The sequence below is a fragment of the Streptomyces daliensis genome (genome assembly GCF_054782395.1).
Window position 1 is genome coordinate 1 of record NZ_BAAGSO010000044.1, and the last position, 23,612, is coordinate 23,612.

Genomic DNA, 23,612 nt, shown 5'->3' on the forward strand with positions numbered 1-23,612 from the left:
TGGTGGGGGTGCGGTCGTCCAGGGTGAGGCTGAGGTCGCGGACGCTGGCGCGTACCTGGTTGCGCAGGTTCTGGACGCGGCGTGGGACGTGCAGGTCCCACATGTGGTCACGGAAGTGCCGCTTGAGTTCGCCCGAGATGGTGGGGACCGCGTACGACTCGAAGGACTTGCCCCGTCCCGGTTCGTAACGTTCCACGGCCTTCACCAGGCCCAGGGCCGCGACCTGCTGGAGGTCCTCGATCGCTTCGCCCCGGTTGCGGTACTTGGCGGCCAGGCGGTGTGCCATGGGGAGCCAGGCGGTGACGACGCAGTCCTGGAGCCGCTGCTTCTCGGGGCCGTCGTGCATGGCGGCCAGTTCCTCGAAGTCGGCGGTGGTGTCGGGTGCGTCGTGGTGGCTGTGGCGGGCACCGGCGGCCTGTGCCTTTGTGCGGAGCTGGGTGGTGTTCATGGAGGTGCTCACTCCCGAGTTCACGCATCGACTACTGCTGAACAAGGCGGGAGCAGACACAGCTGGGGCAGTCTGGCGGCTGCTCCCGCGGTGTGCCTGCTCTTCCGAAGCACGTGACCACACGCCTCCCCGACAGCTCAGGGGGCAAACCTTCGAATCCTCATTCCATCCGTACGTGGAGTACGCGAGGGGAACGGCCAACTGGGGCCGGGGCAGCGGCTGGTGGCCCCTCCGGCGCACGCCGGGGAGGAACGCGCCCTCCCTCAGCAGCCTCAGCCTCAGCCTCAGCCGCCTCCGCCGCAGCCACCACCGCAGCCGCCTCCACCCCCGCCGTCTCCGCCCCCGCTGCCCGCCTGGGTCGCGGCCACCTTCCTGCGGACGGCCGTCGCCTGCCAGGAGGCCCGCACCAGCGGGCGCATCTCCTTGCGCACGGCGCGCGGCACGCCGAGGCGGCGGGCGAGCTTGGTGGCCTTGAGGAGGGCGGCCAGCGCGCGCGAGCCGTGGTCGCCCTGGCCGTACACGCCCCAGTCCCGGAACGCGGCGAGCCGCTGGGCCCGCAGTTCCGTGGCGAACACCCGGTAGTGCGTGACGGGAAACAGGCCCAGGGCCCGTCGCGTCTCGGAGCGCAGCACGCCACGGGCGGCGAGCGCGTCACCGGTCACCTGCTGGGCGCGCCGGGAGTAGAGGTCCAGCCAGCGCTTCGTCCGCACGTCGCGCTTCCCCTGCGTCAGGGTGGACAGCGCGTCGTCCAGGAGCGGGACCCCGGTCCGCACCCCCGCCGTCACCACGATCCGGCCGCGCTCCCCGGTGACCTTGCCCATGGCCTCCAGCTCGATGAGCGTGGCCGCCGCCAGCCCCCAGCGCAGATAGCGCTGATCGACGGCCGGCCTGCCCCGCTCCGGATCGATGGCCAGGAGCAGCAGTTCCTCGGAGAGCGTGAACGCGGCTCCTGTGGTGTCGCCGTAGGCGCCAGCGCTGCCAATGCCGTGCATGTCTTCCTCCCCCGTCGCCTCACAGGGGAGACGCCGTACGCGCGGGCGCTGGTTGCGCCCGTGCGCGCGTACGGCGTCGAAGCAGGATCGCTGGGGCGACGGGCCGACGGACCGCGGCCGACCTCGCCGCGCCCCGTCGGGGGAGGGTTACTTCTTGTGGGCCTGCGTGAAGCGCAACTGGTTGCCCGCCGGGTCGCGGAACGCGCAGTCCCGTACGCCGTAGGGCTGGTCCATGGGCTCCTGGAGCACCTCGCCGCCCGCGGCGCTGATGCGCTCGAAGGCGGCGTCGCAGTCGTCCGTGGTGAAGATGACTCCGCGGAGCAGGCCCTTGGCCATCATCTCCGCCATGGCCTGCTTGTCGGCCGGTGACGTGTTCGGGTCGGCGGCTGGCGGCTCCAGGACGATGTTCACGTCCGGCTGCGAGGGTGATCCGACGGTCACCCAGCGCATGCCCTCGAAGCCGACGTCGTTGCGTACTTCGAGGCCGAGCACGTCGCGGTAGAAGGCGATCGCCTTGTCGTGGTCGTCGACGGCGATGAAGCATTGGGAGAGTGTGATGTCCATGCAGCTCACGCTACGACCGGGTGGCGGGGTCCGCTTCTCCGTTCCTGACCGGTCGCGTGTGGATCTTGGCGATGCACGCCGGGATGGCGGCGCCGTCCTCGTGGCTCCGGGCGCGGTAGGCGCTCGGGCTCTCGCCGACGAGCTGGGTGAAGCGTGAGCTGAACGACCCCAGCGACGTACAGCCGACCGCGAAGCACACCTCGGTCACCGTGAGGTCGCCGCGCCGCAGCAGTGCCTTGGCCCGCTCGATGCGGCGGGTCATCAGGTGGCTGTAGGGCGTCTCGCCGTAGGCGGCGCGGAAGCTGCGGGCGAAGTGGCCCGTCGACATCAGCGCCTCGCGGGCCAGCGCGGGGACGTCGAGCGGCTCGGCGTAGTCGCGGTCCATGCGGTCGCGGGCCCGCCGCAGCCGGACGAGGTCGTCGAGATCTGGCCGTCTCATACGCACAGTTTCCCACGGTGCCCGGGGTCGGGTCCGGACTCGGACCCGACCCCGGGCACGGCTGTTCCGGCCGACGGCATCGCGATCGCCGTCGGCCGGAGGTGCGGTCTGCCGGTCTGCCCGTACGCGCAGGTCAGGCGCCGATATAGGCCGCCAGGTGCTCGCCGGTGAGGGTGGAGCGGGCCGCGACGAGGTCGGCGGGCGTGCCCTCGAAGACGACCCGGCCGCCGTCGTGCCCCGCGCCGGGGCCGAGGTCGATGAGCCAGTCGGCGTGCGCCATGACCGCCTGGTGGTGCTCGATGACGATGACGGACTTGCCCGACTCGACGAGCCGGTCGAGCAGCCCGAGCAGCTGCTCGACGTCGGCGAGGTGGAGGCCGGTGGTCGGCTCGTCGAGGATGTAGACGCCGCCCTTGTCACCCATGTGTGTGGCCAGCTTGAGCCGCTGCCGCTCGCCGCCGGACAGCGTGGTGAGCGGCTGGCCGAGGCTGAGGTAGCCCAGTCCGACGTCGGAGAGCCGGGTGAGGACGCGGTGTGCTGCCGGGGTGCGCGCCTCGCCCGCGCCGAAGAACTCCTCGGCCTCGGCCACCGACATCGCGAGCACCTCGCTGATGTCACGGCCGCCGAGGTGGTATTCGAGCACCGACGCCTCGAACCGCTTGCCGTCGCACTCCTCGCAGGTGGCGGCGACGCCCGCCATCATGGCCAGGTCCGTGTAGACGACGCCCGCGCCCTTGCAGTTGGGGCAGGCGCCCTCGGAGTTGGCGCTGAACAGCGACGGCTTCACGCCGTTGGCCTTCGCGAACGCCTTGCGGATCGGGTCGAGCAGCCCGGTGTACGTCGCCGGGTTGCTCCGCCGCGAGCCGCGGATGGGCGCCTGGTCGACCGACACCACGCCCGCCGAGGCGGGGACGGAGCCGTGGATCAGCGAACTCTTGCCGGACCCCGCGACGCCGGTCACGACGGTGAGCACACCGAGCGGGATGTCGACGTCGACGTCGCGCAGGTTGTGCTTCGTCGCGCCCCGGATCGGCAGCGTCCCGGTGGGCTCGCGCACCGTCTCCTTGAGGGTGGCCCGGTCGTCGAAATGACGCCCGGTGATGGTGCCCCCTGCCCGCAGCCCGTCGACGGAGCCCTCGAAGCAGACGGTGCCGCCCCCCGCACCGGCGCCGGGGCCGAGGTCCACGACGTGGTCGGCGATCGCGATCGTCTCCGGCTTGTGCTCCACGACGAGCACCGTGTTGCCCTTGTCGCGCAGCCGCAGCAGCAGGTCGTTCATCCGCTGGATGTCGTGCGGGTGCAGGCCGATGGTGGGCTCGTCGAAGACGTAGGTGGTGTCGGTGAGCGACGAGCCGAGGTGGCGGATCATCTTCACGCGCTGGGCCTCGCCGCCCGACAGTGTGCCCGAGGGGCGGTCGAGCGAGAGATAGCCGAGGCCGATCTCCACGAACGAGTCGAGCGCGTGCCCCAGCGAGGCGAGCAGCGGTGCCACCGAGCGCTCTTCCAGGCCGCGGACCCAGTCGGCGAGGTCGCTGATCTGCATCGCGCAGGCGTCGGCGATGCTGATCCCCTGGATCTTCGAGGACCGGGCTGCCTCGCTGAGCCGGGTGCCGTCGCACTCGGGGCAGGAGGTGAAAGTGACGGCGCGGTCCACGAACTCCCGGATGTGGGGCTGCATCGCCTCCCGGTCCTTGGCGAGGAACGACTTCTGGATCTTCGGGATCAGCCCCTCGAAGGTGAGGTTCACGCCCTCGACCTTCACCTTCGTCGGCTCCTTGTGGAGGAAGTCGTGCATCTCCCGCTCGGTGAACTCGCGGATCGGCTTGTCCGGGTCGAGGAACCCCGACTCGGCGTAGGTCCGCACGGTCCACCAGCTGTCCGACTTCCAGCCGGGGATGGTGAACGCGCCCTCGGAGATCGACTTGGAGTCGTCGTAGAGCTGTGTGAGGTCGATGTCCGAGACCGCGCCCCGGCCCTCGCAGCGCGGACACATGCCGCCGGTGCGGGTGAAGGACACCTTCTCGGCCTTCTTGTTGCCGCGCTCGACGGTGATCGCACCGCTCGCGCGTACCGAGGCGACGTTGAAGGAGAACGCGTTGGGCGAGCCGATGTGCGGCTCTCCGAGGCGGCTGAAGAGGATGCGCAGCATCGCGTTGGCGTCGGTGGCGGTGCCGACGGTGGAGCGGGGGTCGGAGCCCATCCGCTGCTGGTCGACGATGATCGCGGTCGTCAGCCCTTCGAGCACATCGACCTCTGGCCGTGCCAGCGTCGGCATGAAGCCCTGGACGAAGGCGCTGTAGGTCTCGTTGATCAGCCGCTGGGACTCCGCGGCGATCGTGCTGAAGACCAGCGAGCTCTTGCCCGAGCCGGAGACACCCGTGAACACCGTCAGCCGGCGCTTCGGGATCTCGATGCTGACGTCCTTGAGGTTGTTCTCGCGGGCGCCGTGGACGCGGATCAGATCGTGGCTGTCGGCGACGTGGCCTTCGGTGGGGTGGCTGCCGGTGGGGTGCGGTGCAGGCGACTGTCTGTCCGTCCTCGCGGTCATGCTGATCGTGTCTCCATCTGTCGGGCGGGCCGCTTTCGCGGTCTACGTCAAGGTCGCCTGGCGCGCTCTGACCGGCTCTCGGTGCCGCCGGGGTCCGTGGTCCCCGCGGCCGGCGGCTTCCGGCCGGTGTCCATGGCAGCCACGCTAGCCGTGTGCCGGTGGCCGCGCTTCTTGATTCCTGATCGGTGCGGGAGCCGGTACCGGCACGTTCCTACGGCGGGCCCGCCGGGCCCTTCGAGTCCGTCGAGCGCAGTGGGCCCGGCGGTCCCGGTGCCACCGGGTCGGCCAGTTCCCTCGGCACGGCCGCGCGCAGCGCCGCGGTGACCGCGAGGACGGCGGGGTGCGAGGCCGCGCCCGCGCGGAAGGCCACGCGGGTCCTGCGGTGGAGGCGCAGGCGCGTCAGCGTGACCGCGGGCCACGGTTCGGGCAGGCCGAGCCGTGGCAGGAGGGCGACGCCCTGACCGGCCGTGACGAGGGTGAGCACGGTGGCGAACTCGTCCACCTGGTGGCGGACGCGCGGGGTGAACCCGACGGCCTGGCAGGCCCGGACCGTCATCGCGTGGCACAGCGTCCCCGGGGTCGCCGTGATCCAGGGCGCGTCCTTCCAGTGCTCGATCCGCGAGCCGTCGGCCACCCCTCCGGGGACGAGGGGAGAGGACGCGAGGTACATCGGCTCGGTGCACAGGGGCTGGGAGTCGAGGCCCGTCTCCGCGGGGGTGGGCACGAAGTCGTAGTCGTGGACCAGCGCCACATCCAGGTCCCCCGCGCGCAGGGCGTCGGCGACACCTGCCGGGTCCACCTCCGACACCATCGGCTCCAGCCGTGGGTGCCTGCGCGCGAGCAGGGTGAGGACCGTGGGGACCATCGTGCGCGTGGCGGAGGGGAAGGTGCCGATGCGCAGGGTGCCCGCCGGGCCCTGACGGGTGTCGGCCAGCTCGGAGGCCGCCTGTTCCAGGCGTTCGAGGACCGCTTCCGCGTGGCGGACGAGGTTCTGCCCGGCCGGGGTGAGGGTCACCCTTCGTCCGGTCCGCTCCAACAGGGGGACGCCCGCCTCGCGTTCGAGGGCGCTGAGCTGCTGGGAGACGGCCGACGGGGTGAACGTGAGCGCTTCGGCCACCGCCGTGATGGTGCCGCGCAGCGACAGTTCCCGCAGGAGGCGCAGACGCCGGACGTCGAGCATCAGTTCAGCTTAGGCTTTGTTTCAGAGATGTGAACTGGACCTGCGGGATTGCGTGGCGCGACCCTCGTGTCATGACTCGACAGACATCTCCGCACGGAATTCACGTACCACTCATCACGCCCTTCACCAGCGAAGGAGCCGTCGCGGAGCACGCACTCGAAGCGCTCGCGCGCGCGGCGCTGGACGAGGGTGCCACGGGAATCGTCGCGCTCGGGACCACGGCCGAGGTGGCCACGCTCGCACCGTGGGAGCGGACCGCGGTGGTCGACGTGTGCGCCCGCGTCTGCCGGGAGCGGTCCGCGCCCCTGACGGTCGGCGCGGGCGGCAACGACACCCGGAGCAGTACGGAGGCGCTGGCGGACCTCGCGCGGTGGCGGGAGGTCACCGCGGCGCTGGTGACCGTCCCCTCCTTCACGCGCCCCTCGCAGGCGGGTGTCGTCGCGCACTTCTCCCGGCTGGCGCGGCACAGCCCCGTGCCCCTGATCGTGTATCACGTCCCGTACCGCACCGGTCTGCCCCTCGACGCGGCCACATTGCGGGAGCTGGGGCGGCTCCCCGGGGTGAGCGGGGTCAAGCTCGCGCAGGGCGGCATCGACCACGGCGTGGTGGATCTTCTCGGGGATCTGCCGGACGGCTTCGCCGTGCTGGTGGGGGACGACCCGTTCCTGTCCCCTCTGCTGGCGCTCGGCGCGGCCGGCGGCATCGTCGCCTCGGCACACGTGGCCACCGGCCGGTTCGCCGAGCTGGTGACGGCCTGGTCCGACGGCGACGTCGTACGCGCCCGGCACCTCGGGCACTCCCTGGTGCCCCTGTCGGAGGCGCTGTTCGCCGAGCCCAACCCCACCGTCATCAAGGGGGTGCTGCACCAGATGGGCCGTATCCCCACGCCGGACGTGCGGCTGCCGCTGCTGCCCGCGGGTGCGGAGTCGGTGGACGAGGCGATAAAGCGCGCGGCCGAGGTGGGTGGTCTCTGAGGAGGCTATTGGTGGAGGTCGCGGGGCCCGCGCAGCGAAGGCCGGTGATTTCACCGATGTGAGGCCGAGGGGGCGCCACCACGATGACGGGTGTTCTTCCCCGACCCCTCACCTCACAGAGAGTTCACCCTCATGGAGCCGCAACACACCCCCACTTCTACGGAGCCCTCGCCGCGGCGCGGGTCCCGTGGCCGCCGGATCGGGCTCGGCCTGGCATCGCTGGCGCTGGCCGTCGCGGGAACCGGCGCCGTGCTCCTGCCGTCCGCGCAGGCGACACCGGAGACCAGATCCGCCACCGCGCAGGCCGAGAACCCCTACGAACGGGGCCCGGACCCCACCGAGTCGAGCATCGAGGCACCGCGCGGCTCGTACTCCGTCTCCGAGCGGAGCGTCTCCTCCCTGTCGGTCAGGGGCTTCGGCGGCGGCACGATCTACTACCCGACCAGCACGGCCGACGGCACCTTCGGCGCCGTCGCGATCGCCCCCGGCTACACCGCCTACCAGTCCAGCATGTCGTGGTACGGCGAGCGCCTGGCCTCCCAGGGGTTCGTCGTCTTCACCATCGACACCAACACCACCCTGGACCAGCCCGCCAGCCGCGGTGACCAACTCCTGGCCGCACTGGACTACTTGACCGACGACAGCCCCGTCAGCTCCCGCATCGACAGCGGCAGGCTCGCGGTCATGGGCCACTCCATGGGCGGCGGCGGCACGCTGGAGGCAGCCAAGGACCGTCCGTCGCTGAAGGCGGCCATCCCGCTGACGCCGTGGAACCTCGACAAGAGCTGGCCCGAGGTGAAGGTCCCGACGTTCGTCGTCGGCGCCGACGGTGACACCATCGCCTCGGTCTCCTCGCACGCCGAGCCCTTCTACCAGAGCCTGCCGTCCTCGACGGACCGTGCGTACATGGAGCTGAGAAACGCCACGCACTTCACCCCGAACACCTCGGACACGGAGATCGCGAAGTACAGCATCTCCTGGCTGAAGCGGTTCGTCGACGAGGACACCCGCTACGAGCAGTTCCTGTGCCCGCTGCCCACGGCGGACCTCCAGATCGCGGAGTTCCGGGGCAACTGCCCGCACTGACAGCCGTACCGGCATGCGCACCCGCGCCACTCACACACATGAGTGATGTGCGAGCCGCACCCGAACCGGACGACGACAGGGCTCCCCGGGCGGAACACTCGCCCGGGGAGCCACCCGTCTGCGCGACGGCACCATCCGGTGCGGTCCCAACAGCCCCTGGTTGGCCGGTCGTTCGGGGGACGGCGGGCCGGCCGGCGGCTAGCCTCGGGCCATGAACGTACGAGGCGCGGTATTCGTGGTGGTGCGCGGCCCGGCCGACAAGGTGGAAGCGGTCCTGGCGACGATGCGGAAGGCGGGCCTCTTCGCGGAGAAATCCGTACGGGGCCCCGGCACGATCGAGGTGTTCTTCCACGGCGGCGACTCACGGCCCAGCCCCGCGTTCATGGACGCCTGCACCGCGCAGGTCGCCAAGGCGGCCATCGGGACCGACTTCGTGGTGGAGGAGACCGGCACGATCGACAGCGAAGCGGCCTCCCGTCAGCTCGCCTACGACCGCAGGAGCGGCGAGTGGCTGGGCGCGTTCCTCGACACCGACACCCCGCCCGAGCGGCGCCGGGAAACCCTGGCCCGCCTGGCGGCGGAGCGGGGCATCGCCGTCGAGGACATCGAGCTGCGGGACCCGCCGGAGTTCCGGCTGCCCCCGGAGTGACCTGCCCGCACGGCGGACGCGGTGCGCCCCGCGCCGTCCGGGCAGGGCAGGTCAGGGCAGGTCAGGGCGGGTCAGCGCAGGTTAGGGCAGGACGGCCCCGGTGCGGGGTGCCCGCGTGCGTGACGCGGATTTCGGGATCCGGCGCTGGAGCGTAGCGTGTAAAACTGAATAAAGCAGACAAGGCGGCCAAGGGGCGACAGACGGTCGCCGACGGGCGGCGGACGGCGGAGCACGGGCGGAAGGCGGGCGAGGCGGTGAGCGGCCACCGATGAAGAGCTGCGGCTGTGAGAGTTCTCCGCCATCCGGGCAGGGTGAAGCGGGACCGGCCCGGCGGCGGAGCGGGGGCGGCCCGGGAGCGTGGCCCGTACCGCCGGGCGAGCTGCTGGACCTGGTGGACCAGGCCGTCGTGGTGTGCGACGAGACGGGCGCGGTGCGCGCCCACAACAGCGCGGCGGCCCTCTTCTTCCCCCGGCTGAGGCCCGGAGAGGCGCTGAGCACCGCCCTGTGCGGGCCGCTGGCGGCAGCCGCCGGGCGCGACGTGGACGGCTTCGAAGCCCCGTTCGAGGGGCGCAGGCTCTCGGGGCGCAGACAGTGGCACGCCGGACGGGCGGTGTGGCTGGTACGCGACATCAGCGGTGCGAGCGGCATCAGCGGCACGAGCGGCATCAGCGGTGCGAGCGACAGCGGCGGGATCCGGAACCGGGCCGGGGGCCACGGGGAGAGCCCCATGAGCCTGTCGGAGCGTGCGGACTTCCTGGAGGGCGCGACGCAGCGGCTGGGCGGCTCGCTGCACCACGGCCGCACAGCACGCACACTGGCGCGCTACGCGCTGCCGGAGCTGGCGGACACGGCCCTCGTGGTGCTGCCCGTACGCGGACGCCTCACGCACTGGTACCGCGCAGGGCCGGGCGACGCCGAGGCGGCGGGACAGGTGACGGCCGCCGCGCTGGAGGACGTACCAGCGCTCGCGGACGCACTCTCCGGGCTGCGCCCGCGCCCCGGCGTCCTCGACGCGGGGGAGCGCGACCGGCTGGCCGCGGCCCTGCCGGGGGAGCTGGGCGGCCCGTGCGGGGACGCGCTGGTGCTCCAGCTCGTGGGCAACGGCGTACCGGCCGGGGCGCTGCTCCTGGTCAGGGAACCGGGGCGCGAGGGGTTCGGCGGGCCCGACGTCGAGCTGGCCCGGCAGCTCGCCGCGCGCGCCGCGCCGGCGCTCACCACCTCGGCCCTCTACTCCGAACAGGCGCACACCACCGCCGTCCTCCAGTCGGGCCTGGCGCCCGGGCCCCTCCCCACCGTCGCCGGGGTCAGGCTCGGCGCGGCCTACCGGCCCGCCGCCGAGGCGCTGCGCATCAGCGGCGACTTCTACGACGTCGCGCCTTCTCCGGACGGCGGCGTGTCCTTCTTCTTCGGGGACGTGTGCGGCAAGGGCGCGGAGGCGGCACTCCTCGCCGGGATGGTGCGGCAGAGCCTGCGCACCCTGGAGCTGACCCGCGCGGACGCGCTCCACCAGTTGCGGACGCTCAACGCGCTGCTGCTCGACGACGAGAACCGCTTCACGACCCTGGTGACGGGCTCCGCGCGGCCCGCGCCGGGCGGCGGCCTGGAGGTGACGGCGGCCGGTGGCGGCCACCTCCCGCCCCTGGTGCTGCGGGCCGAAGGGCGGGTCGAGGAGATCGGGATCGACGGTGCCCTGGCCGGCATCCTGCCCGAGGCGGACTTCGACGAGGTGACCTTCCACCTCGGCCCCGGAGAACTGGTCCTCCTCTACAGCGACGGCGTCACCGAGGCCCGCGGCGGCCCCGCGGGACACGAGCTGTACGGCGACGAGCGGCTGGCCAGGGACCTGAGCGACTGCGCGGGGATGCCTGCGGGCGCGGTCACCGAGCGCGTGGAACTGCTCATCACGGAGTGGCTGGGCGGACGCCCACACGACGACGTCGCCGTGCTGGCGCTCCAGGCCCCCGCACCCCACGCACCCGCGGCACCGCCACCGGCGCCGGAGGCCGGGCCGGGGGAGGGCGACGAGCGGTGAGCGGGACGAGCGGGGTGCGCGGCCGAGGGGGCGGGATCGACGAGGGGGTGCGCGGCGCCTTCGACACCTGTCTGGTCCGCGCCGACGAGGAGGCCGCCGTCGCCCTCGTCGAAGGGCTCGTCGCTGACGGGGTGAGCGCGGAAGACGTGCTCCTCGGGCTCGTCGGCCCCGCCCAGATCGCGGTCGGCGCGCGCTGGGCGGCCGACCGGTGGACCGTGGCCCAGGAGCACGCGGCCACCCATGTGAGTGAGCGGTGCGTCATCGCCGTCGCCGAGGCGAGCCGCAGCCTGGACGGAACCGGCCGGGAGGGGGACGCGGTCGCGGGCGGTGTCGTGGTGGCGTGCGGCGACGGCGAATGGCACACCCTCCCGGCCCGCCTGCTCGCCGAGGTGCTGCGGCTGCGCGGCTTCCGTGTCCGCTTCCTCGGCGGCCACGTCCCCACGGCCCAGCTGCTCTCCGACGTGCACCAGAACGGTCCGGACGTCATCGCACTCTCCTGCACCCTCGGCATCCGGCTGCCGCCCGCCCACCACCAGATCGAGGTGTGCCGCAAGGCAGGGGTGCCGGTCCTGGCGGGCGGGCCGGGGTTCGGCCCCGACGGCGCACGCGCCCACACCCTCGGCGCCGATCTGTACGCACCCGACGCACCGGCAGCGGCCGAGCTGCTGGAGCGGCACTGGCCGCCCCGGCTGAGCGGCACGTCACGGGTCAGGACGCGGTGGGTCACGGCGTACGCGTGGATCGTCAGACACCGCACCGAGCTGCTGCGGGAGGCGACGGCGCGGCTGCGGGGCGCCGTCGCGGAGCGGCCGGTCCCCGGCGGCGCGGACGGCCCCCGAGGCGGGCGGCCCCCGCGCGGCGACGTCCTCACCACCGGCACCGTGGGACAGCTCCTGGACGCCCTCGCCGCCGCGGTCTACACCGACGACCCGCGCGTCTTCACCGACGACCTCGCCTTCACCGCCGGTTTCCTGGCCGCCCGCTCCGTCGATCCCGCACGCCTGCGCACGGTGCTCCGGGCTCTCGCCGGGCCGTTGCGCGACAGCCCGCACGCGCTGGCGCACCTGGCCGAAGGGGAGCGCCTGCTCGACGCGTGGCCGGGCGCGGGCGGGCCCGTCGGCTGAGGGGCGCCGCACGGTGGGACGCCGGATCGACGGTCAACAGCCGTTCTGCGTATGGCGGTTCACCTGCCGAGGCCATCATGCTCGCGCCATGAAGAAGACAACCGCACGCGCGTGGGCGACCGCCGGTGCCGCCGCGGCGTTCCTCGCCGGGTCCGTCGTCACCGCGGCACCCGCCCAGGCGACGGCCGAGCGCTGCCGCACCTACCTGGTCTCCGTCGGCTACCCGGCCGAGACCGACCAGGCGCTGCGGGGCGGGTGCCTCACGGGCCAGAACAACACCAACATCGCGCTGTGCACGAGCGCGCTGGAACTCGCGGGCGTATCCCCCTTCCACGCCAACATCGCCTGCCACCTGGCCCGCGAGGCGTGACCACGGACCGGCCGGGCACGGCGCCCCCCCGTCGCCGCACCCGTCACCCCGCCTCAGCACTGCCGGTAGACGTACCCCTTCTCGCCCGCAGGGCGGACGTCGCGGTCGCGGAGGGTGATGGACAGCTCGTCGGCGTGGGCGCGGCACGCCTTGGCGAAGTCCTTCGCGCCGTACTCGATGTCGAAGACACGGTTCTCGTACGCGTCGGCGAAGTCGCCGCACTCGTCGTAGTGCGCGCACTCTTCGACGACGGCGAAGTCGAAGCCGATGCGCTCGTGCGCGTCGAGCAGGTCCGTGGTGTTCTTCTGCGCGATGGCCAGGCCGTGTTGGTGGGCGCGCTCGGCCAGGAGGCGGGCGAAGGCCGTCGCGTCTTCGGGGGTCAGGAGCCCTTCGGAGCGCTCGTAGGAGTCGAGGTTGTCGGGTTCGACGGCGTCGAAGCCCGCCTCGGCGCAGCCGTCGAACCACGGGCCGACGATGTCCATGAGGGCCTCGCGCTTGCGCGCGGTGGAGATGTCCAGCAGCGGCTCCTCCCAGTCCTCGTCGACGACCAGCTCTCCGTCGCCGTCGTGCAGCAGCAGCTTCGGGTGCTTCTCGCGCCACTTGTCGATCGCGTCGCCCGGCTGGGTCTGGAAGGCGTTGACGTAGCAGATGTTGTAGCGCCCCTGCGCGGGGTCGGCCGTGCGGTCGCGGGAGACGGCCCGCACCCCGGACGGGGGTTGGTAGGGGCCGCCGAGCTGGTAGTCGAAGACCGCGTCGGCGCGCGGCGGTCTGACGTGCTCCTCGTCCGACGACGATGACGAGGACGAGGAGCCGCGCGCGGGCCCGTCGGCCGCGGACGAGCAGCTTGCGCACAGCGCCACCAGCAGCGCGAGAAGCGGCACACGGCGCAGGGCACGCCGGGCAAAGCGCAGGGTGCGGCGCGGGACGAGGGGGACGGGGCCGGTGGGCGGGGACTGGTGGATGACGGTGCCTCTCACTGATGACGCCGGTACAGGTCGCGCAGGAGGGCGACGGCCGCGTGCGTGGCGGGATGGGGGTCTTGGCGGCGCCAGATGAGCCGTACGGCCACGGGCGCCGCGTCGCGCAGCGGGCGGAAGGCGATGCCCTCGCGCCGGTACTGCGTGGCGGTGCTCTCGGGGGTGACGCCGACGTTGCGGCCCGTGGCGATCAGGGCGAGCCAGTCGTCGATGTCCCGGGTGTACTCCACCGAGGGACGCTGCCCCACGGGCCACAGGTCGGCCGTCGTGGTGCCGGTGCGCCGGTCGATGAGCAGGGTGCGTTCGCGGACCTCGTCCAGCCCGATGGAACGGCGCCTGGCCCACGGGTCGTCGGCCGCCACGGTGCACACGCGCCGCTCATGGCCGACGACCGCGCTCGCGAAGCGCCGCTCGTCGAAGGCGGCACGCACCACGGCGAGATCGCAGGTGCCCTCGGCCAGCCCGCCCGTCGGCGAGTTGGCGCGGACCAGTTGCAGCTCGACGTCCGGGTGCAGCGTCGCCCAGCGGCGCTGGAACTCGGCGGTGTGCCGTCCCATGGCCGACCAGGCGTGCCCGATCCGCAGCCGGGTGTGCCCGGTGGCGGCCTCGGCCACCAGATCGTCGGCCTCCGCCAGCAGATGCCGGGCCCGCGCCAGCACCCGCGCCCCGTCCGCCGTGGGGGTGACGTTGCGGCTGGTGCGGTGCAGCAGCCGCACACCGAGGATGTCCTCCAGCGCGATCAGCGTGCGGGAGACCGCCGCCTGCGAGATGCCCAGGTCGATGGCCGCGTCCGTGAAGCTGCCGGTGTCGACGATCGCCACCAGGCAGCGCAGATGCCGCAGCTCCATGTCCATGACCTCAGCGTATAGATGCCCGTGCGCACGCATTATGTGGGCGTGCGGGGTGCCGCGCATGCTCCCTCGCATGAAGATATCCGCAGGTGAGCACCGGCCCGCCACCGCCCCGGCGGCGGGCGCCCGTGACGGTGGGCCGGAGCGGCTGGCCGGGGTGGCGATGATGTGCGGCAGCGGCCTGTCCAACCAGCTCGGCGCGGCCACCGGCGCGCTGGCCTTTCCCGTGCTCGGGCCCGCGGGTGTGGTGGCGGTGCGGCAGTGGGTGGCCGGGGTGGTGCTGCTGGCGGTGGGCAGGCCGAGCGTGCGCGCCTTCACCTGGCGGCAGTGGTGGCCGGTGGTGTCGCTCGCGGCCGTCTTCGCCACGATGAACCTGTCGCTGTACACGGCGATCGACCGCGTCGGGCTCGGCCTGGCCGTCACCCTGGAGTTCCTCGGGCCGCTGGCCGTGGCCCTGGCCTCTTCGCGCCGCGCGCTCGACCTCGGCTGCGCGGTCACCGCGGGGGCCGCCGTCGCCGTCCTCGCGCGGCCCCGGCCCACCACGGACTACGGGGGCATCGCGCTGGGCCTGCTCGCCGCCGTCTGCTGGGCCTCCTACATCCTGCTCAACCGCACCGTCGGCCGTCGGCTGCCCGGTGTGCAGGGGTCGGCGACGGCCGCGGCGCTGTCGGCGCTGTTCTACGTGCCCGTCGGCATCACCGTGCTCGTGCACAGGACCCCGACCGCGGGCGCCCTCGGCTACGCGGCCGTCGCGGGCGTCCTCTCCTCGGCGGTGCCCTTCCTCAGCGACCTGCTGGCGCTGCGCCGCGTGCCAGCGCGCTTCTTCGGCGTCTTCATGAGCGTGAACCCCGTGCTCGCCGCGCTCGTGGGACTCGTCGTCCTGGGCCAGGCACTGGGGTGGCTCGAATGGCTCGCCATCACGGCCATCGTCGCGGCGAACGCGGCCAGCGTCCTGACGGCGGGCCGCGGCGCCTCCACGGGACGTCGTGGAGGCGGGCCCGGGGCTACTTGAGCCCGGTGAGGGTGATGCCGCGCACGAAGTAGCGCTGGCTGAGGACGAGGATGACGGCGGTGGGCAGGAACAGCAGGACGGAGCCAGCGGCCGTCAGATGCCAGAGCGTGAAGTTCTCCTGGTTGAAGAGCGTCAGGCCGACGGGAATGGTGCGCATCTCCTCCGATGTGGTGGCCACCAGCGGCCACAGGAACTCGTTCCACTGGAAGACGAAGGTGAACAGGCCGAGGACGGCGAGGGCCGGTTTGGTCTGCGGCAGGATGATCCGCCAGTAGAGGGTGAACTCGCTCGCGCCGTCCGTACGGGCCGCGTGCAGCAGGTCGTCGGGGATCGGCTGGATGAACTGCCGCATCAGGAAGATGCCGAAGGCGTCCATGAGGAACGGTGTGATCAGGCCCTGGTAGCTGTTCAGCCAGCCGAGGTCGGACATCATCACGTAGAGCGGGATCATCCGCACGAAGAACGGGATCATCAGCGTCGCGAGGATGCCCAGGAAGAGCGTGTTGCGCAGCGGGAAGTCGAACTTCGCGAAGACGTAGCCCACCAGCGGGTCCAGCAGCAGATGGGCGAGCGTGATGCCGCCCGCCACGACGATGCTGTTGACGATGAAGTTCCCGAAGGGCGCCTCCCGGAAGAGGGTGGCGTAGTTGCCCCACTGCGCCGACTCCGGCACGAGGACGGGGTCGCCCGAGAGCGTCTCCCCTTCCGTCTGGAGGGACAGCGACACCATGTAGACGAGGGGGACGAGCGTGATCAGGCTGGAGATCACCAGCAGCACATAGGCGGCGGCGTTGCCGAGCAGCAGCCCGCGCCTCCGGGCCCCGGCACGTGCCGCGACCGTCCCCCCGGCTGTTCCTTCGACCGCCGCCATCAGTGCTGCACCTCGCTCCGTCGGCCCAGACGCAGCTGCACCGCCGTGAACGCGACGATGACCAGCAGGAGCAGCACCGAGAGCGCCGAGGAGTACCCGAAGTCGCGGGACCGGAAGGCCACGGTGAAGACGTGGAAGACATACAGGTCCGTGGCCCCCGCCGGGCCGCCCCCGGTGATGATGTACGCCTGCCCGAAGGCCTGGAGCCCGGAGATCACGGCGATGACGGAGACGAACAGCGTGGTCGGCGCGAGCAGCGGGAGCGTGATGCTCCGGAACCGCTGCCACGTCCCGGCGCCGTCGATGTAGGCCGCCTCGTAGTAGACGTCGGGTATCCCCTGGAGTCCTGCGAGGAACAGCATCATGGTGTAGCCGACGATCTGCCACAGCGTGATGACGACGAGGGTGGCCAGCGGCTCGGTGTTGAGCCACTCCTGGGCCGGCAGCCCCCACCCCGTCAGCAGCCGGTTGAGGATGCCGAGCTGGGGGTCGAGGATGTTGCGCCAGAGCAGCCCGACGACCGCGACCGAGGTGAGGTAGGGCACCAGCAGCGCCAGCCGGAAGGCCGTGCGCCCTCGCAGGGGCCGGTTGACGAGCAGCGCGAGGGCCAGGCCCAGGACGATGGAGCCCACCGTGGTGCCCACCGCGAAGAGGAAGGTGACGGTGAAGGCGTTTCGCGCGGCGGGGTCGGCGAAGGCGTCGGCGTAGTTCCCGAGCCCGGTGAACCGGTCGGCCCTGGGGCCGTCGTGCAGGCTGGTGGTGACGACGTTGGCGATCGGCAGATAGAAGAAGACGCCGAAGAACACGATCGCGGGCGCCAGAAAGAGATACGCGGTCCGCGCCTGGCGGCCCCGCAGCGTGAGGCGGCGGCGCGGTGTGGAGGGGGGCCGTGGCGTGGAGCGGCGACCTGGCCGCTTCCCTGGCATCCCCGCTACCTCTTCAGGAGCTTGCGCGCGGCGGCGACGTACTCCTCGTACGCCTCCTCGACGGGCTTCCCCTCCATGACGACCCCCTGGTAGAGCCGCTTGAAGAGGTCGGTGGTGATCTCGCCGTAGTGGCCCGTCAGATAGACGTCGCGGTACGGGTCCTCGGCGTAGCCGACCCCCTCGGCGAAGGCGCGCGTCGTCGGATCGTCGCGCACCTGCCCGGCCTTGGCCCACGAGCGGCGCGGCATCATCATCCCGGCCTCCTTGGTGGCGGCCAGCTCCACGTCGAGCGCCGTGATGCGCTTGATGAAGTCCCAGGAGCGGTCGGGGTTCTTCGCCTTCGCCGGGACGAACACGCTGGTCCCCGCCAGGATCGTGGACCGCTTCTTGCCGCGCGGGGCCTGCGCTATGCCCAGTTCGAGGTCCGGGCTGCTCTTGGCGATCGGCGCGAGGTCCCAGGGGCCGCTGACGATCATCGCGGCGCGGTCGGCCGAGAGCAGCTTCTGCGGCCCCGAGTAGTCCGTGCCGGGCGGCGGCACGGGGGAGACCTTGTGCCGGTGCACGAGGTCCGCCTGGAACTGGAGCGCCTCCAGGGCTGCGTCGCGGGGCACGAGGAAGTCCTGCGTGGCGCGGTCGTACTGCCGCACCCCGTTCTGGAGCAGCCACGGCCAGGCGTAGGACTGGTCCTGGTTGAGCGCGATGCCGTGCACGTCGTCCCGCGTCAGCTCCTTGGCGGCGGAGACGACCTCGTCCCAGGTGGTGGGGGGCTCGATCCCGGCGCGGTCGAGCATCCGCTTGTTGTAGAGCAGCAGGCTGCACGTGAGGTGGAGCTGTATGCCGTAGGGCTCGCCCCGGTGCGAGTTGTGCCGTACGGAGGCGGGCTGCCAGTCGTCCGGGTAGCCCATCTTCTCGCCGTCCCGCTCGACGTACGGGCGCAGGCTCGCGGCGTCCCCGCTGAGGGCGAACTCCTGCGTCCAGCCGCCGGGTTCCTCCACGAGGTCGGGCACGTTCTCGGAGTTGAAGTCGGTCAGCAGCCGGGTGCGTAAGTCGTCCCACTGGTAGAGCTGCTGCCGCACCGTGACGCCGTGGTCCTTCTCGAACTCCGCGATGACCTTCTGGTACGCCTTGTAGTCGTGCCCGGCGTTCCAGTAGGTCGTGAAGGTGTCGCCCCCGGAACCGCCCCCGCCCCCGTTCCCGCCGCCCTCGTCCTCGGGGGCCCCGGCGCCACAGGCCGACAGCGGCAGGGCCGCGGCGGCGCCCGCGGCGGCGCCGAGGAGCCGTCGCCGGGACATCGGCATCGGCGTTGGCATCGACATCGGCGGATGCGGTGGATCGCTGGCAGCCATGAAGGGGCTCCTCTCGACGCGCGACTCGGACGCCAAGCCACGCGCGCTGCCCGCCGGACGGCACGGGCGCACGCGTTCACACTCACGCTCCGGAGTACGGGCGCCACCGAGGGGTCGTCAACCCTCCGGCCGTCCCTATGTGCGCCGTACCGGCGATCCGCGCGGTCCCGGCAGGGCCACGCGGGGGCTGCGGCACCGTGCCTCGGGTGACGGGAGTGGCGGAGTGGGGCCTGCGGCCGGGGACGGTGCGGCGGAGGCGGCTGTGGCGGGGGAGGGGGGAGACAAGGGAGCGGCCCCGTCGACGGGGGAGACGACGGGGCCTGCTGCCAGTGTGACATCCCCGGCGCGTTCTGTCCCGGCCTTGCGCCAACCCTGGCGCGCCACGGTGGTCCGGGGTGGCGGGGCGCCCCGGCGCGAGGCCCGGCTGGGGCCCGGGCGGGGGCCTCAGCCCGGGCTGAACCAGCGGGTGAGGGCCGCCTTCAGCCCGTCGGGGTCCGTGCCCGACCAGGCGACGTAGCCGTCGGGCCGGATGAGCAGCGCGTACGCGGGGCCGTCGGGTGCCGTCGCGGCCACATGGCGCACCCGGTCGGCCCAGGGCTCCGCGACATCGGCGAGCCCGCCGCCTGCGGCGGGGCCGCCCCCGCCCGTGAGGTCGAGGAGCACGGCGCGGGCGTCGCGCAGCAGCTCGGCGAGGCGCAGGGCGCGCCCGTCGTCGGTGGTCAGCTCCAGGGGCGGAACGAACCGGCCGGTGGGTTCGTGGGGGTGTTCCTCGCCCATGTCGTAGCGGACGTCGGCGCCCGCCATCGCGTCGGCGATCACGCGCACGTTCTCGGTGCGGCCCAGGAGTTCGGCGAAGAGCCCGCGCAGCGCTGTGACCTCGGCTCCGGGCGCCAGCAGCGCCGACCCGGCCCGGGTGTGCGCGACCACGCGCTCGCCGCTCGCGTGGCGTTCGGCACCGTAGCTGTCCAGCAGGCCGGCCGGGGCCCACCCCTGGAGGGTGGCGGCGAGCTTCCAGGCCAGGTTGGCCGCGTCGTGCAGCGCCGTGTTGAGGGTCGGCCCGTGGCTGACATGGGCGGCGTCCCCGGCGAGGAAGACGCGGCCCTCGCGGTAGCGGTCGGCGTTGCGGAAGTTCCGGCCGCACAGGCGGCGGAGCAGGGTGGGCGCGCCCTCGGGCGGCGGGGACAGGGGCAGGCGCACTCCGAGGACCCGTTCGACGCTGTCCGCCATCTCGTCCAGCGACATCGGCTCGCCGGGCCCCGGAGAACTGCCCGCGGGATGCTCCTCCCACTCCGCCGTGTTGATCAGTGGCCGCTCCGGGTCGTGCGCGAGGAAGGTGAAGACGCCCCGCTCGGTGCGGTGGAAGAGCGCCGGGATCTCGCCGAGGCCGTCGATCACGACGCGCCCACGCGGCCCGGCACGGAAGCGGTCGCTCGGCGCGACGAGAGCTGACCGGTCGACGACGTGGCCGTCGACGGTGCCGGGGAAGGCGATCCCCGCCTGCTTGCGCACCAGGCTCCGGCCGCCGTCGCAGCCGACGAGATAGCGGGCCGCGAGGGTCGTACGGGCTCCGTCGGGGCCGCGTGTCACGACGTCGACCCACTCGTCGCGCTGGCCGAAGGACAGCACCTCCCAGCCCCGCCGGACCTCCGCGCCGAGTTCGGCCGCGCGCTCGCTGAGCACACGTTCGAGATCGCGCTGGTTGACCGGCAGGAGATACATCGGGTTCTCGGCGCCGAGCGCGCCCAGCGGCAGCGGCAGCCCGCCGTAGAACGCGCCGGGCGCGGGTTCGGGCGCTCCGCGGCCTCCGCAGCGTTCGTAGAGGCCGCGGTGGTCCAGCAACCGCACGACCTGCCCGGCGAGGCCGTGCGCCTTGTCCGCCGGGTCGGGTTCCGGGCGTCGTTCCAGCACCAGGGCCCGTACTCCCGCGAGGCGCAGCTCGCAGGCGAGAAAGAGGCCGGTGGGTCCACCGCCGACGATGACGACATCGAACATCGCTGACCGTTCCTGTGAGGTGTGAGGCTCCGCGACGTGCGTGTGCGGATGCCATTTTAGATACAGGTGTGTACCTAAGAGCGGTCACGGTAGGGCGCCGCGATAAGATACGCAAGTGAATCCAAAGAGCGAGCGGGAGCCCGAGCCGAAGCGCGGGGCGAGCGGGGCAGTGCGTCCCGTCGGCACTTCCCGTCGGCGCGGGCTCGCGCTGGAGAACGCGATCCTCGACGCCGCGTGGGACGTGCTGGCCGAGCACGGATACCCCGGCTTCACCTACGAGTCGGTCGCCGCCCGCGCCGGTACGAGCAGGCCCGTGCTCTACCGGCGCTGGCCCCGGCGCGAAGACCTGCTGCTGGCCACGCTCACCAGGTCCTGGCAGCCGATCGAGGTACCCGACACCGGCGCTCTCCGCGACGACGCGCTCGGCTTCCTCCGCAACGCCCGCGCGGGCCGCACCCACATGATCACGATGATGAGCGTGCAACTGGCGGACTACTTCCGCGACACGGGCACAGGCTTCGCCGAACTGCGCGACGCCCTCCTCGCCCTCACCCCGAACCGCGAGTCCCCCTTCGAGACGATCGTCGCCCGCGCGGTCGCACGGGGCGAACTGCCCGACGTGCCACGCCCGCCCCGCGTGGTGAACCTGCCGTTCGACTTGTTGCGGCACGACATGCTGATGACGATGCGACCGGTGTCGGACGAGTCGATCACCGAGATCGTGGACGAGGCGTGGCTGCCACTGCTGGGGGTGGCCGGGGCCCGTGTCGGAGCGTCAGCACGCCAGGACCATCTCCCGGATTTCTCCCAGTGCTCCGGGACGTAGGCGCGATCCTCAGCAGACCCGCAGGACTCAATGAGGTAGACGCGGTCGTCCAACAGGGCAAATCCCACTCGCTGATCGCTACTGCGGAGAAGGTGCGCTGCTCGGCAGTCGGGTCCTGGTCGCCCACAACGCGCAGTTCGACTACGACTTCTTGGCCCACGAGTTCGCCCGCGCACGTTCCTGGGTCCCCGTGAGCAGGCGGCTGTGCACGCTGGCCCTCAACCGCCTGGTAGGACCCGCGACGCCCGATCTCAAGCTGGGCACGCTCGCCGAGCACTACGGGGTGCGCCAGTGAAGGGCCCACGACGCGCAGGACGACGTACGGGTGCTCTCCGGCATCCTGCGCGGCTCGTTGAGCGCCGCCGGGCAACTGGGCCTGTCCCTGCCGCTCCTGGTCTGTCCGCCCCGCCAGGACTGCAAGCCGTACCTGCCCAAAACCCCCTGTGCGTACCGTAATCCGGGCTGCCTCACGCCGGGTGAGTCTCTGGTGCAGGGCATGAAGGTCGCCATCACCGGGGACACTGAGGTCTCCCGCGAGGAACTGGTCGCACGCTCGGTGGCGGCCGGGCCGAACATGATGACCTCCGTCAGTTGCCGGACCAGCGTCCTCGTCACCAACGATCCCGGCGCGGCATCTCCCACGCGCGCGGCCGGGGCCGTGGTCGGAGGGGGTCTTCACCTCCAGCTCGGCGCGGAGCCGGGGCACTTCCTTTCGGCTTGACGCATTCCGATATCGGAATATGATCGCCCCATGGCACGAGCAGCGACGACGTCGGACGTCTTCAACGCGATCGCCGAGCCGCAGCGCCGGGAGATCCTGGTGCTGCTGCGGGCGGGTGAGCAGTCGGTGACCGAGTTGGCCCAGGAGTTGGGGATGACCCAGCCGGGGGCGTCCAAGCACCTGCGGGTGCTCCGGGAGGTCGGGCTGGTGCGGGACCGCAAGGCAGGCAAGCAGCGCCTGTACGGCCTTGACGCCGGCGGGCTGCGACCGGTCCACGAGTGGACCGGCGGTTTCGAGCAGTTCTGGAACGAGAGCTTCGACCGACTGGACGCCTACGTGCAGGACCTGAAGCAGACAAGGAAAGCGGAGTAGCTGATGAGCGCGACAGAACGAGGAACGTCGGCGCAGTCGGCGACAGCCGGCCGCGAGATCGTGATCTCCCGGGTCATCGACGCCCCGCGGGAGCTCGTGTTCGAGGCGTTCACCGAGGTGCGGCATCTGTCGCGGTGGTGGGGGCCGGAGGGGTTCACCACCACCACGCGGGCGTTCGAGTTCCGCGTCGGTGGGGAGTGGGACTTCGTGATGCACGGACCGGACGGGACGGACTACCAAGAGTGGATCATCTGGACCGAGCTTGCCCCGCCGGAGCGGATCGCGATGCTCCACGGTGAGACCCGCGATGACCCGAACGCCTTCGAGTCGGTCCTGACGTTCGAGCCCGACGGTGCGGCGACCCGGATCGAGATGCGCACGGTGTTCCCCACCAAGGAGCAGCGCGACGAGGCGGTCGAGAAGTACCAAGCGATCGAGGGCGGCCGGCAGACCCTGAGCAACCTGGCTGCCTACGTCACCGAGATCGTCCGGAAGGGGGTTGAGGGCTGATGGCGGGGAAGGTGTTCTTCAGCGTGTCGATGTCGCTGGACGGTTTCATCGCGCCCGAGTCCTCCTCAAGGGTGACGCACCTGACCTACACCGTCCGGAAGCGGTAACTGTCCCGAACTCGGCGCTCTCCCGCCGTCGTCGCCAGGACGGCCCGCCCTGGCGGTGGCGCTTCGTGGGGTTCCGGGTGGGGGTTGGCCGGCCGCCAGGACGTAGAGCGGGGTGTGCCCGGTGTTGTTCAGTGTGCAGCGCTGTGCGAGGGCCGCGTCGCGGAAGGCTCCGGTCTGGGCCGGGCCGAGACCGAGCGCGGTGGCGGTCAGGGCGAAGGTCTGCCCCAGATGTCCGGCATTGAGCAGACACACCCGGTAGCAGTGAGGGGTGTGGTACTTCACGCTCAGGCGCTCCAGCCTGGCGGCGAGCACCACCAGGAAGGCGGCATCGCCGGCCCGGTCCTGATCGGCGCACGGGTGCGCTGCTTCCTCGCGGGTGAAGCCGTCGGAGAGGAATTCCACAGAGTGCTGCATGCTGTTGTAGTGGTACCAGCCGGGAGCGAGGCCGTCGACGTTGAGCGCGCCGAGGTAGGCGTCGAGTTCCTGACGGGAGTGATCTTGCGCATGGCTGTCGCCTCCTCAGGAGAATTGAGAGGATTCGAACAATTCAGTGGAGCACCGCCAGACCACCGCCTCACGTGTGGCACTCACCGTGGATGTGACACGGCTTCTGAGCTTGTGCTTTATCCTCCGGGCCGGGATCGCTCTTTGATCGACTCGGGTCGTTTCGCCGTTTTTCCGACGTCGTGGTGGGG

The 23,612-nt window shown here is 72.1% G+C and carries 22 protein-coding genes and 2 pseudogenes; 11 read left to right on the forward strand and 13 right to left on the reverse strand.

What is annotated here, in order from left to right; translation table 11 throughout:
- From ACYVOO_RS10030 to ACYVOO_RS10055, 6 genes are all read right to left on the reverse strand, one after another.
- A partial coding sequence (locus ACYVOO_RS10030) for a sigma-70 family RNA polymerase sigma factor (protein ID WP_461015291.1) occupies positions 1 to 448 on the reverse strand: 448 nt, incomplete at its 3' end.
- 284 nt (positions 449 to 732) lie between these two features.
- Entirely contained in the window at positions 733 to 1,440 is a 708-nt protein-coding gene (locus ACYVOO_RS10035) for a GOLPH3/VPS74 family protein (RefSeq protein ID WP_461015292.1), read from the reverse strand.
- Between the two features lie 147 nt (positions 1,441 to 1,587).
- Positions 1,588 to 2,004, reverse strand: a complete 417-nt coding sequence (locus ACYVOO_RS10040) for a VOC family protein (protein ID WP_453347500.1) — start codon at positions 2,002 to 2,004, stop codon at positions 1,588 to 1,590.
- A 10-nt stretch (positions 2,005 to 2,014) separates the two neighbouring features.
- Positions 2,015 to 2,443 (reverse strand): helix-turn-helix transcriptional regulator, encoded by a 429-nt coding sequence (locus ACYVOO_RS10045; RefSeq protein ID WP_461015293.1) that lies wholly within the window; start codon positions 2,441 to 2,443, stop codon positions 2,015 to 2,017.
- Between the two features lie 133 nt (positions 2,444 to 2,576).
- Positions 2,577 to 4,991 (reverse strand): ATP-binding cassette domain-containing protein, encoded by a 2,415-nt coding sequence (locus ACYVOO_RS10050; protein WP_461015294.1) that lies wholly within the window; start codon positions 4,989 to 4,991, stop codon positions 2,577 to 2,579.
- Positions 4,992 to 5,202: 211 nt separating this feature from the next.
- The gene (locus tag ACYVOO_RS10055; protein ID WP_461015295.1) at positions 5,203 to 6,171 is read right to left on the reverse strand and encodes a LysR substrate-binding domain-containing protein; all 969 of its coding nucleotides are present in this window, start codon (positions 6,169 to 6,171) and stop codon (positions 5,203 to 5,205) included.
- 71 nt (positions 6,172 to 6,242) lie between these two features.
- Between ACYVOO_RS10055 and ACYVOO_RS10060 the strand changes: the two genes are divergently transcribed.
- The 6 genes from ACYVOO_RS10060 to ACYVOO_RS10085 all read left to right on the forward strand — a co-directional run bounded on the left by ACYVOO_RS10060 (position 6,243) and on the right by ACYVOO_RS10085 (position 12,406).
- The gene (locus ACYVOO_RS10060; protein ID WP_461015296.1) at positions 6,243 to 7,145 is read left to right on the forward strand and encodes a dihydrodipicolinate synthase family protein; all 903 of its coding nucleotides are present in this window, start codon (positions 6,243 to 6,245) and stop codon (positions 7,143 to 7,145) included.
- Between the two features lie 132 nt (positions 7,146 to 7,277).
- Positions 7,278 to 8,231 carry a bis(hydroxyethyl) terephthalate hydrolase gene (gene bdeA, locus ACYVOO_RS10065; protein ID WP_461015297.1) on the forward strand — a complete coding sequence of 318 codons (954 nt, stop codon included), beginning with the start codon at positions 7,278 to 7,280 and terminating at the stop codon, positions 8,229 to 8,231.
- Between the two features lie 211 nt (positions 8,232 to 8,442).
- The gene (locus ACYVOO_RS10070) at positions 8,443 to 8,880 is read left to right on the forward strand and encodes a hypothetical protein (RefSeq protein ID WP_461015298.1); all 438 of its coding nucleotides are present in this window, start codon (positions 8,443 to 8,445) and stop codon (positions 8,878 to 8,880) included.
- 391 nt (positions 8,881 to 9,271) lie between these two features.
- Positions 9,272 to 10,912: a PP2C family protein-serine/threonine phosphatase gene (locus tag ACYVOO_RS10075; RefSeq protein ID WP_461015299.1), complete on the forward strand. Its 1,641-nt coding sequence runs from the start codon at positions 9,272 to 9,274 to the stop codon at positions 10,910 to 10,912.
- Positions 10,909 to 12,036 (forward strand): cobalamin B12-binding domain-containing protein, encoded by a 1,128-nt coding sequence (locus tag ACYVOO_RS10080; RefSeq protein ID WP_461015300.1) that lies wholly within the window; start codon positions 10,909 to 10,911, stop codon positions 12,034 to 12,036. The genes ACYVOO_RS10075 and ACYVOO_RS10080 overlap by 4 nt, the downstream gene beginning before the upstream one ends.
- A gap of 88 nt (positions 12,037 to 12,124) precedes the next feature.
- Positions 12,125 to 12,406 carry a hypothetical protein gene (locus ACYVOO_RS10085; RefSeq protein ID WP_461015301.1) on the forward strand — a complete coding sequence of 94 codons (282 nt, stop codon included), beginning with the start codon at positions 12,125 to 12,127 and terminating at the stop codon, positions 12,404 to 12,406.
- A gap of 53 nt (positions 12,407 to 12,459) precedes the next feature.
- On the opposite strand, the gene ACYVOO_RS10090 is transcribed toward ACYVOO_RS10085, so the two are convergent.
- On the reverse strand, positions 12,460 to 13,317 hold the full coding sequence (locus tag ACYVOO_RS10090) for an endo alpha-1,4 polygalactosaminidase (RefSeq protein WP_461015311.1): 858 nt from the start codon (positions 13,315 to 13,317) through the stop codon (positions 12,460 to 12,462).
- Positions 13,318 to 13,379: 62 nt separating this feature from the next.
- Complete coding sequence (locus ACYVOO_RS10095; RefSeq protein WP_461015302.1) at positions 13,380 to 14,237, reverse strand: LysR family transcriptional regulator; 858 nt, start codon at positions 14,235 to 14,237, stop codon at positions 13,380 to 13,382.
- A gap of 70 nt (positions 14,238 to 14,307) precedes the next feature.
- On the opposite strand from ACYVOO_RS10095, the gene ACYVOO_RS10100 reads away from it, so the two are divergent.
- Positions 14,308 to 15,246 (forward strand): EamA family transporter, encoded by a 939-nt coding sequence (locus tag ACYVOO_RS10100; protein WP_461015303.1) that lies wholly within the window; start codon positions 14,308 to 14,310, stop codon positions 15,244 to 15,246.
- On the opposite strand, the gene ACYVOO_RS10105 is transcribed toward ACYVOO_RS10100, so the two are convergent.
- The 4 genes from ACYVOO_RS10105 to ACYVOO_RS10120 all read right to left on the reverse strand — a co-directional run bounded on the left by ACYVOO_RS10105 (position 15,239) and on the right by ACYVOO_RS10120 (position 20,381).
- Positions 15,239 to 16,117 (reverse strand): carbohydrate ABC transporter permease, encoded by an 879-nt coding sequence (locus tag ACYVOO_RS10105; protein WP_461015304.1) that lies wholly within the window; start codon positions 16,115 to 16,117, stop codon positions 15,239 to 15,241. The genes ACYVOO_RS10100 and ACYVOO_RS10105 overlap by 8 nt on opposite strands.
- Complete coding sequence (locus ACYVOO_RS10110) at positions 16,117 to 17,043, reverse strand: carbohydrate ABC transporter permease (protein ID WP_461015305.1); 927 nt, start codon at positions 17,041 to 17,043, stop codon at positions 16,117 to 16,119. The genes ACYVOO_RS10105 and ACYVOO_RS10110 overlap by 1 nt, the downstream gene beginning before the upstream one ends.
- Before the next feature lie 5 nt (positions 17,044 to 17,048).
- Positions 17,049 to 18,389 carry an ABC transporter substrate-binding protein gene (locus tag ACYVOO_RS10115; protein WP_461015306.1) on the reverse strand — a complete coding sequence of 447 codons (1,341 nt, stop codon included), beginning with the start codon at positions 18,387 to 18,389 and terminating at the stop codon, positions 17,049 to 17,051.
- 444 nt (positions 18,390 to 18,833) lie between these two features.
- Positions 18,834 to 20,381: an FAD-dependent monooxygenase gene (locus ACYVOO_RS10120; protein ID WP_461015307.1), complete on the reverse strand. Its 1,548-nt coding sequence runs from the start codon at positions 20,379 to 20,381 to the stop codon at positions 18,834 to 18,836.
- A gap of 115 nt (positions 20,382 to 20,496) precedes the next feature.
- Between ACYVOO_RS10120 and ACYVOO_RS10125 the strand changes: the two genes are divergently transcribed.
- The 4 genes and pseudogenes from ACYVOO_RS10125 (at position 20,497) to ACYVOO_RS10140 (ending at position 22,810) form a co-directional block, all read left to right on the forward strand.
- Positions 20,497 to 21,207 (forward strand): TetR/AcrR family transcriptional regulator, encoded by a 711-nt coding sequence (locus ACYVOO_RS10125; protein ID WP_461015308.1) that lies wholly within the window; start codon positions 20,497 to 20,499, stop codon positions 21,205 to 21,207.
- A gap of 91 nt (positions 21,208 to 21,298) precedes the next feature.
- Positions 21,299 to 21,859: pseudogene (locus ACYVOO_RS10130) on the forward strand (exonuclease domain-containing protein); the annotation flags it as partial.
- Between the two features lie 99 nt (positions 21,860 to 21,958).
- Complete coding sequence (locus ACYVOO_RS10135; RefSeq protein ID WP_461015309.1) at positions 21,959 to 22,300, forward strand: ArsR/SmtB family transcription factor; 342 nt, start codon at positions 21,959 to 21,961, stop codon at positions 22,298 to 22,300.
- A gap of 3 nt (positions 22,301 to 22,303) precedes the next feature.
- Positions 22,304 to 22,810, forward strand: coding sequence for an SRPBCC family protein (locus ACYVOO_RS10140; protein WP_461015310.1), 507 nt, complete (start codon positions 22,304 to 22,306; stop codon positions 22,808 to 22,810).
- Between the two features lie 65 nt (positions 22,811 to 22,875).
- Here the strand turns inward: ACYVOO_RS10140 and ACYVOO_RS10145 are convergent.
- Positions 22,876 to 23,388: pseudogene (locus tag ACYVOO_RS10145) on the reverse strand (SagB/ThcOx family dehydrogenase); the annotation flags it as partial.
- Positions 23,389 to 23,612: the final 224 nt, after the last annotated feature.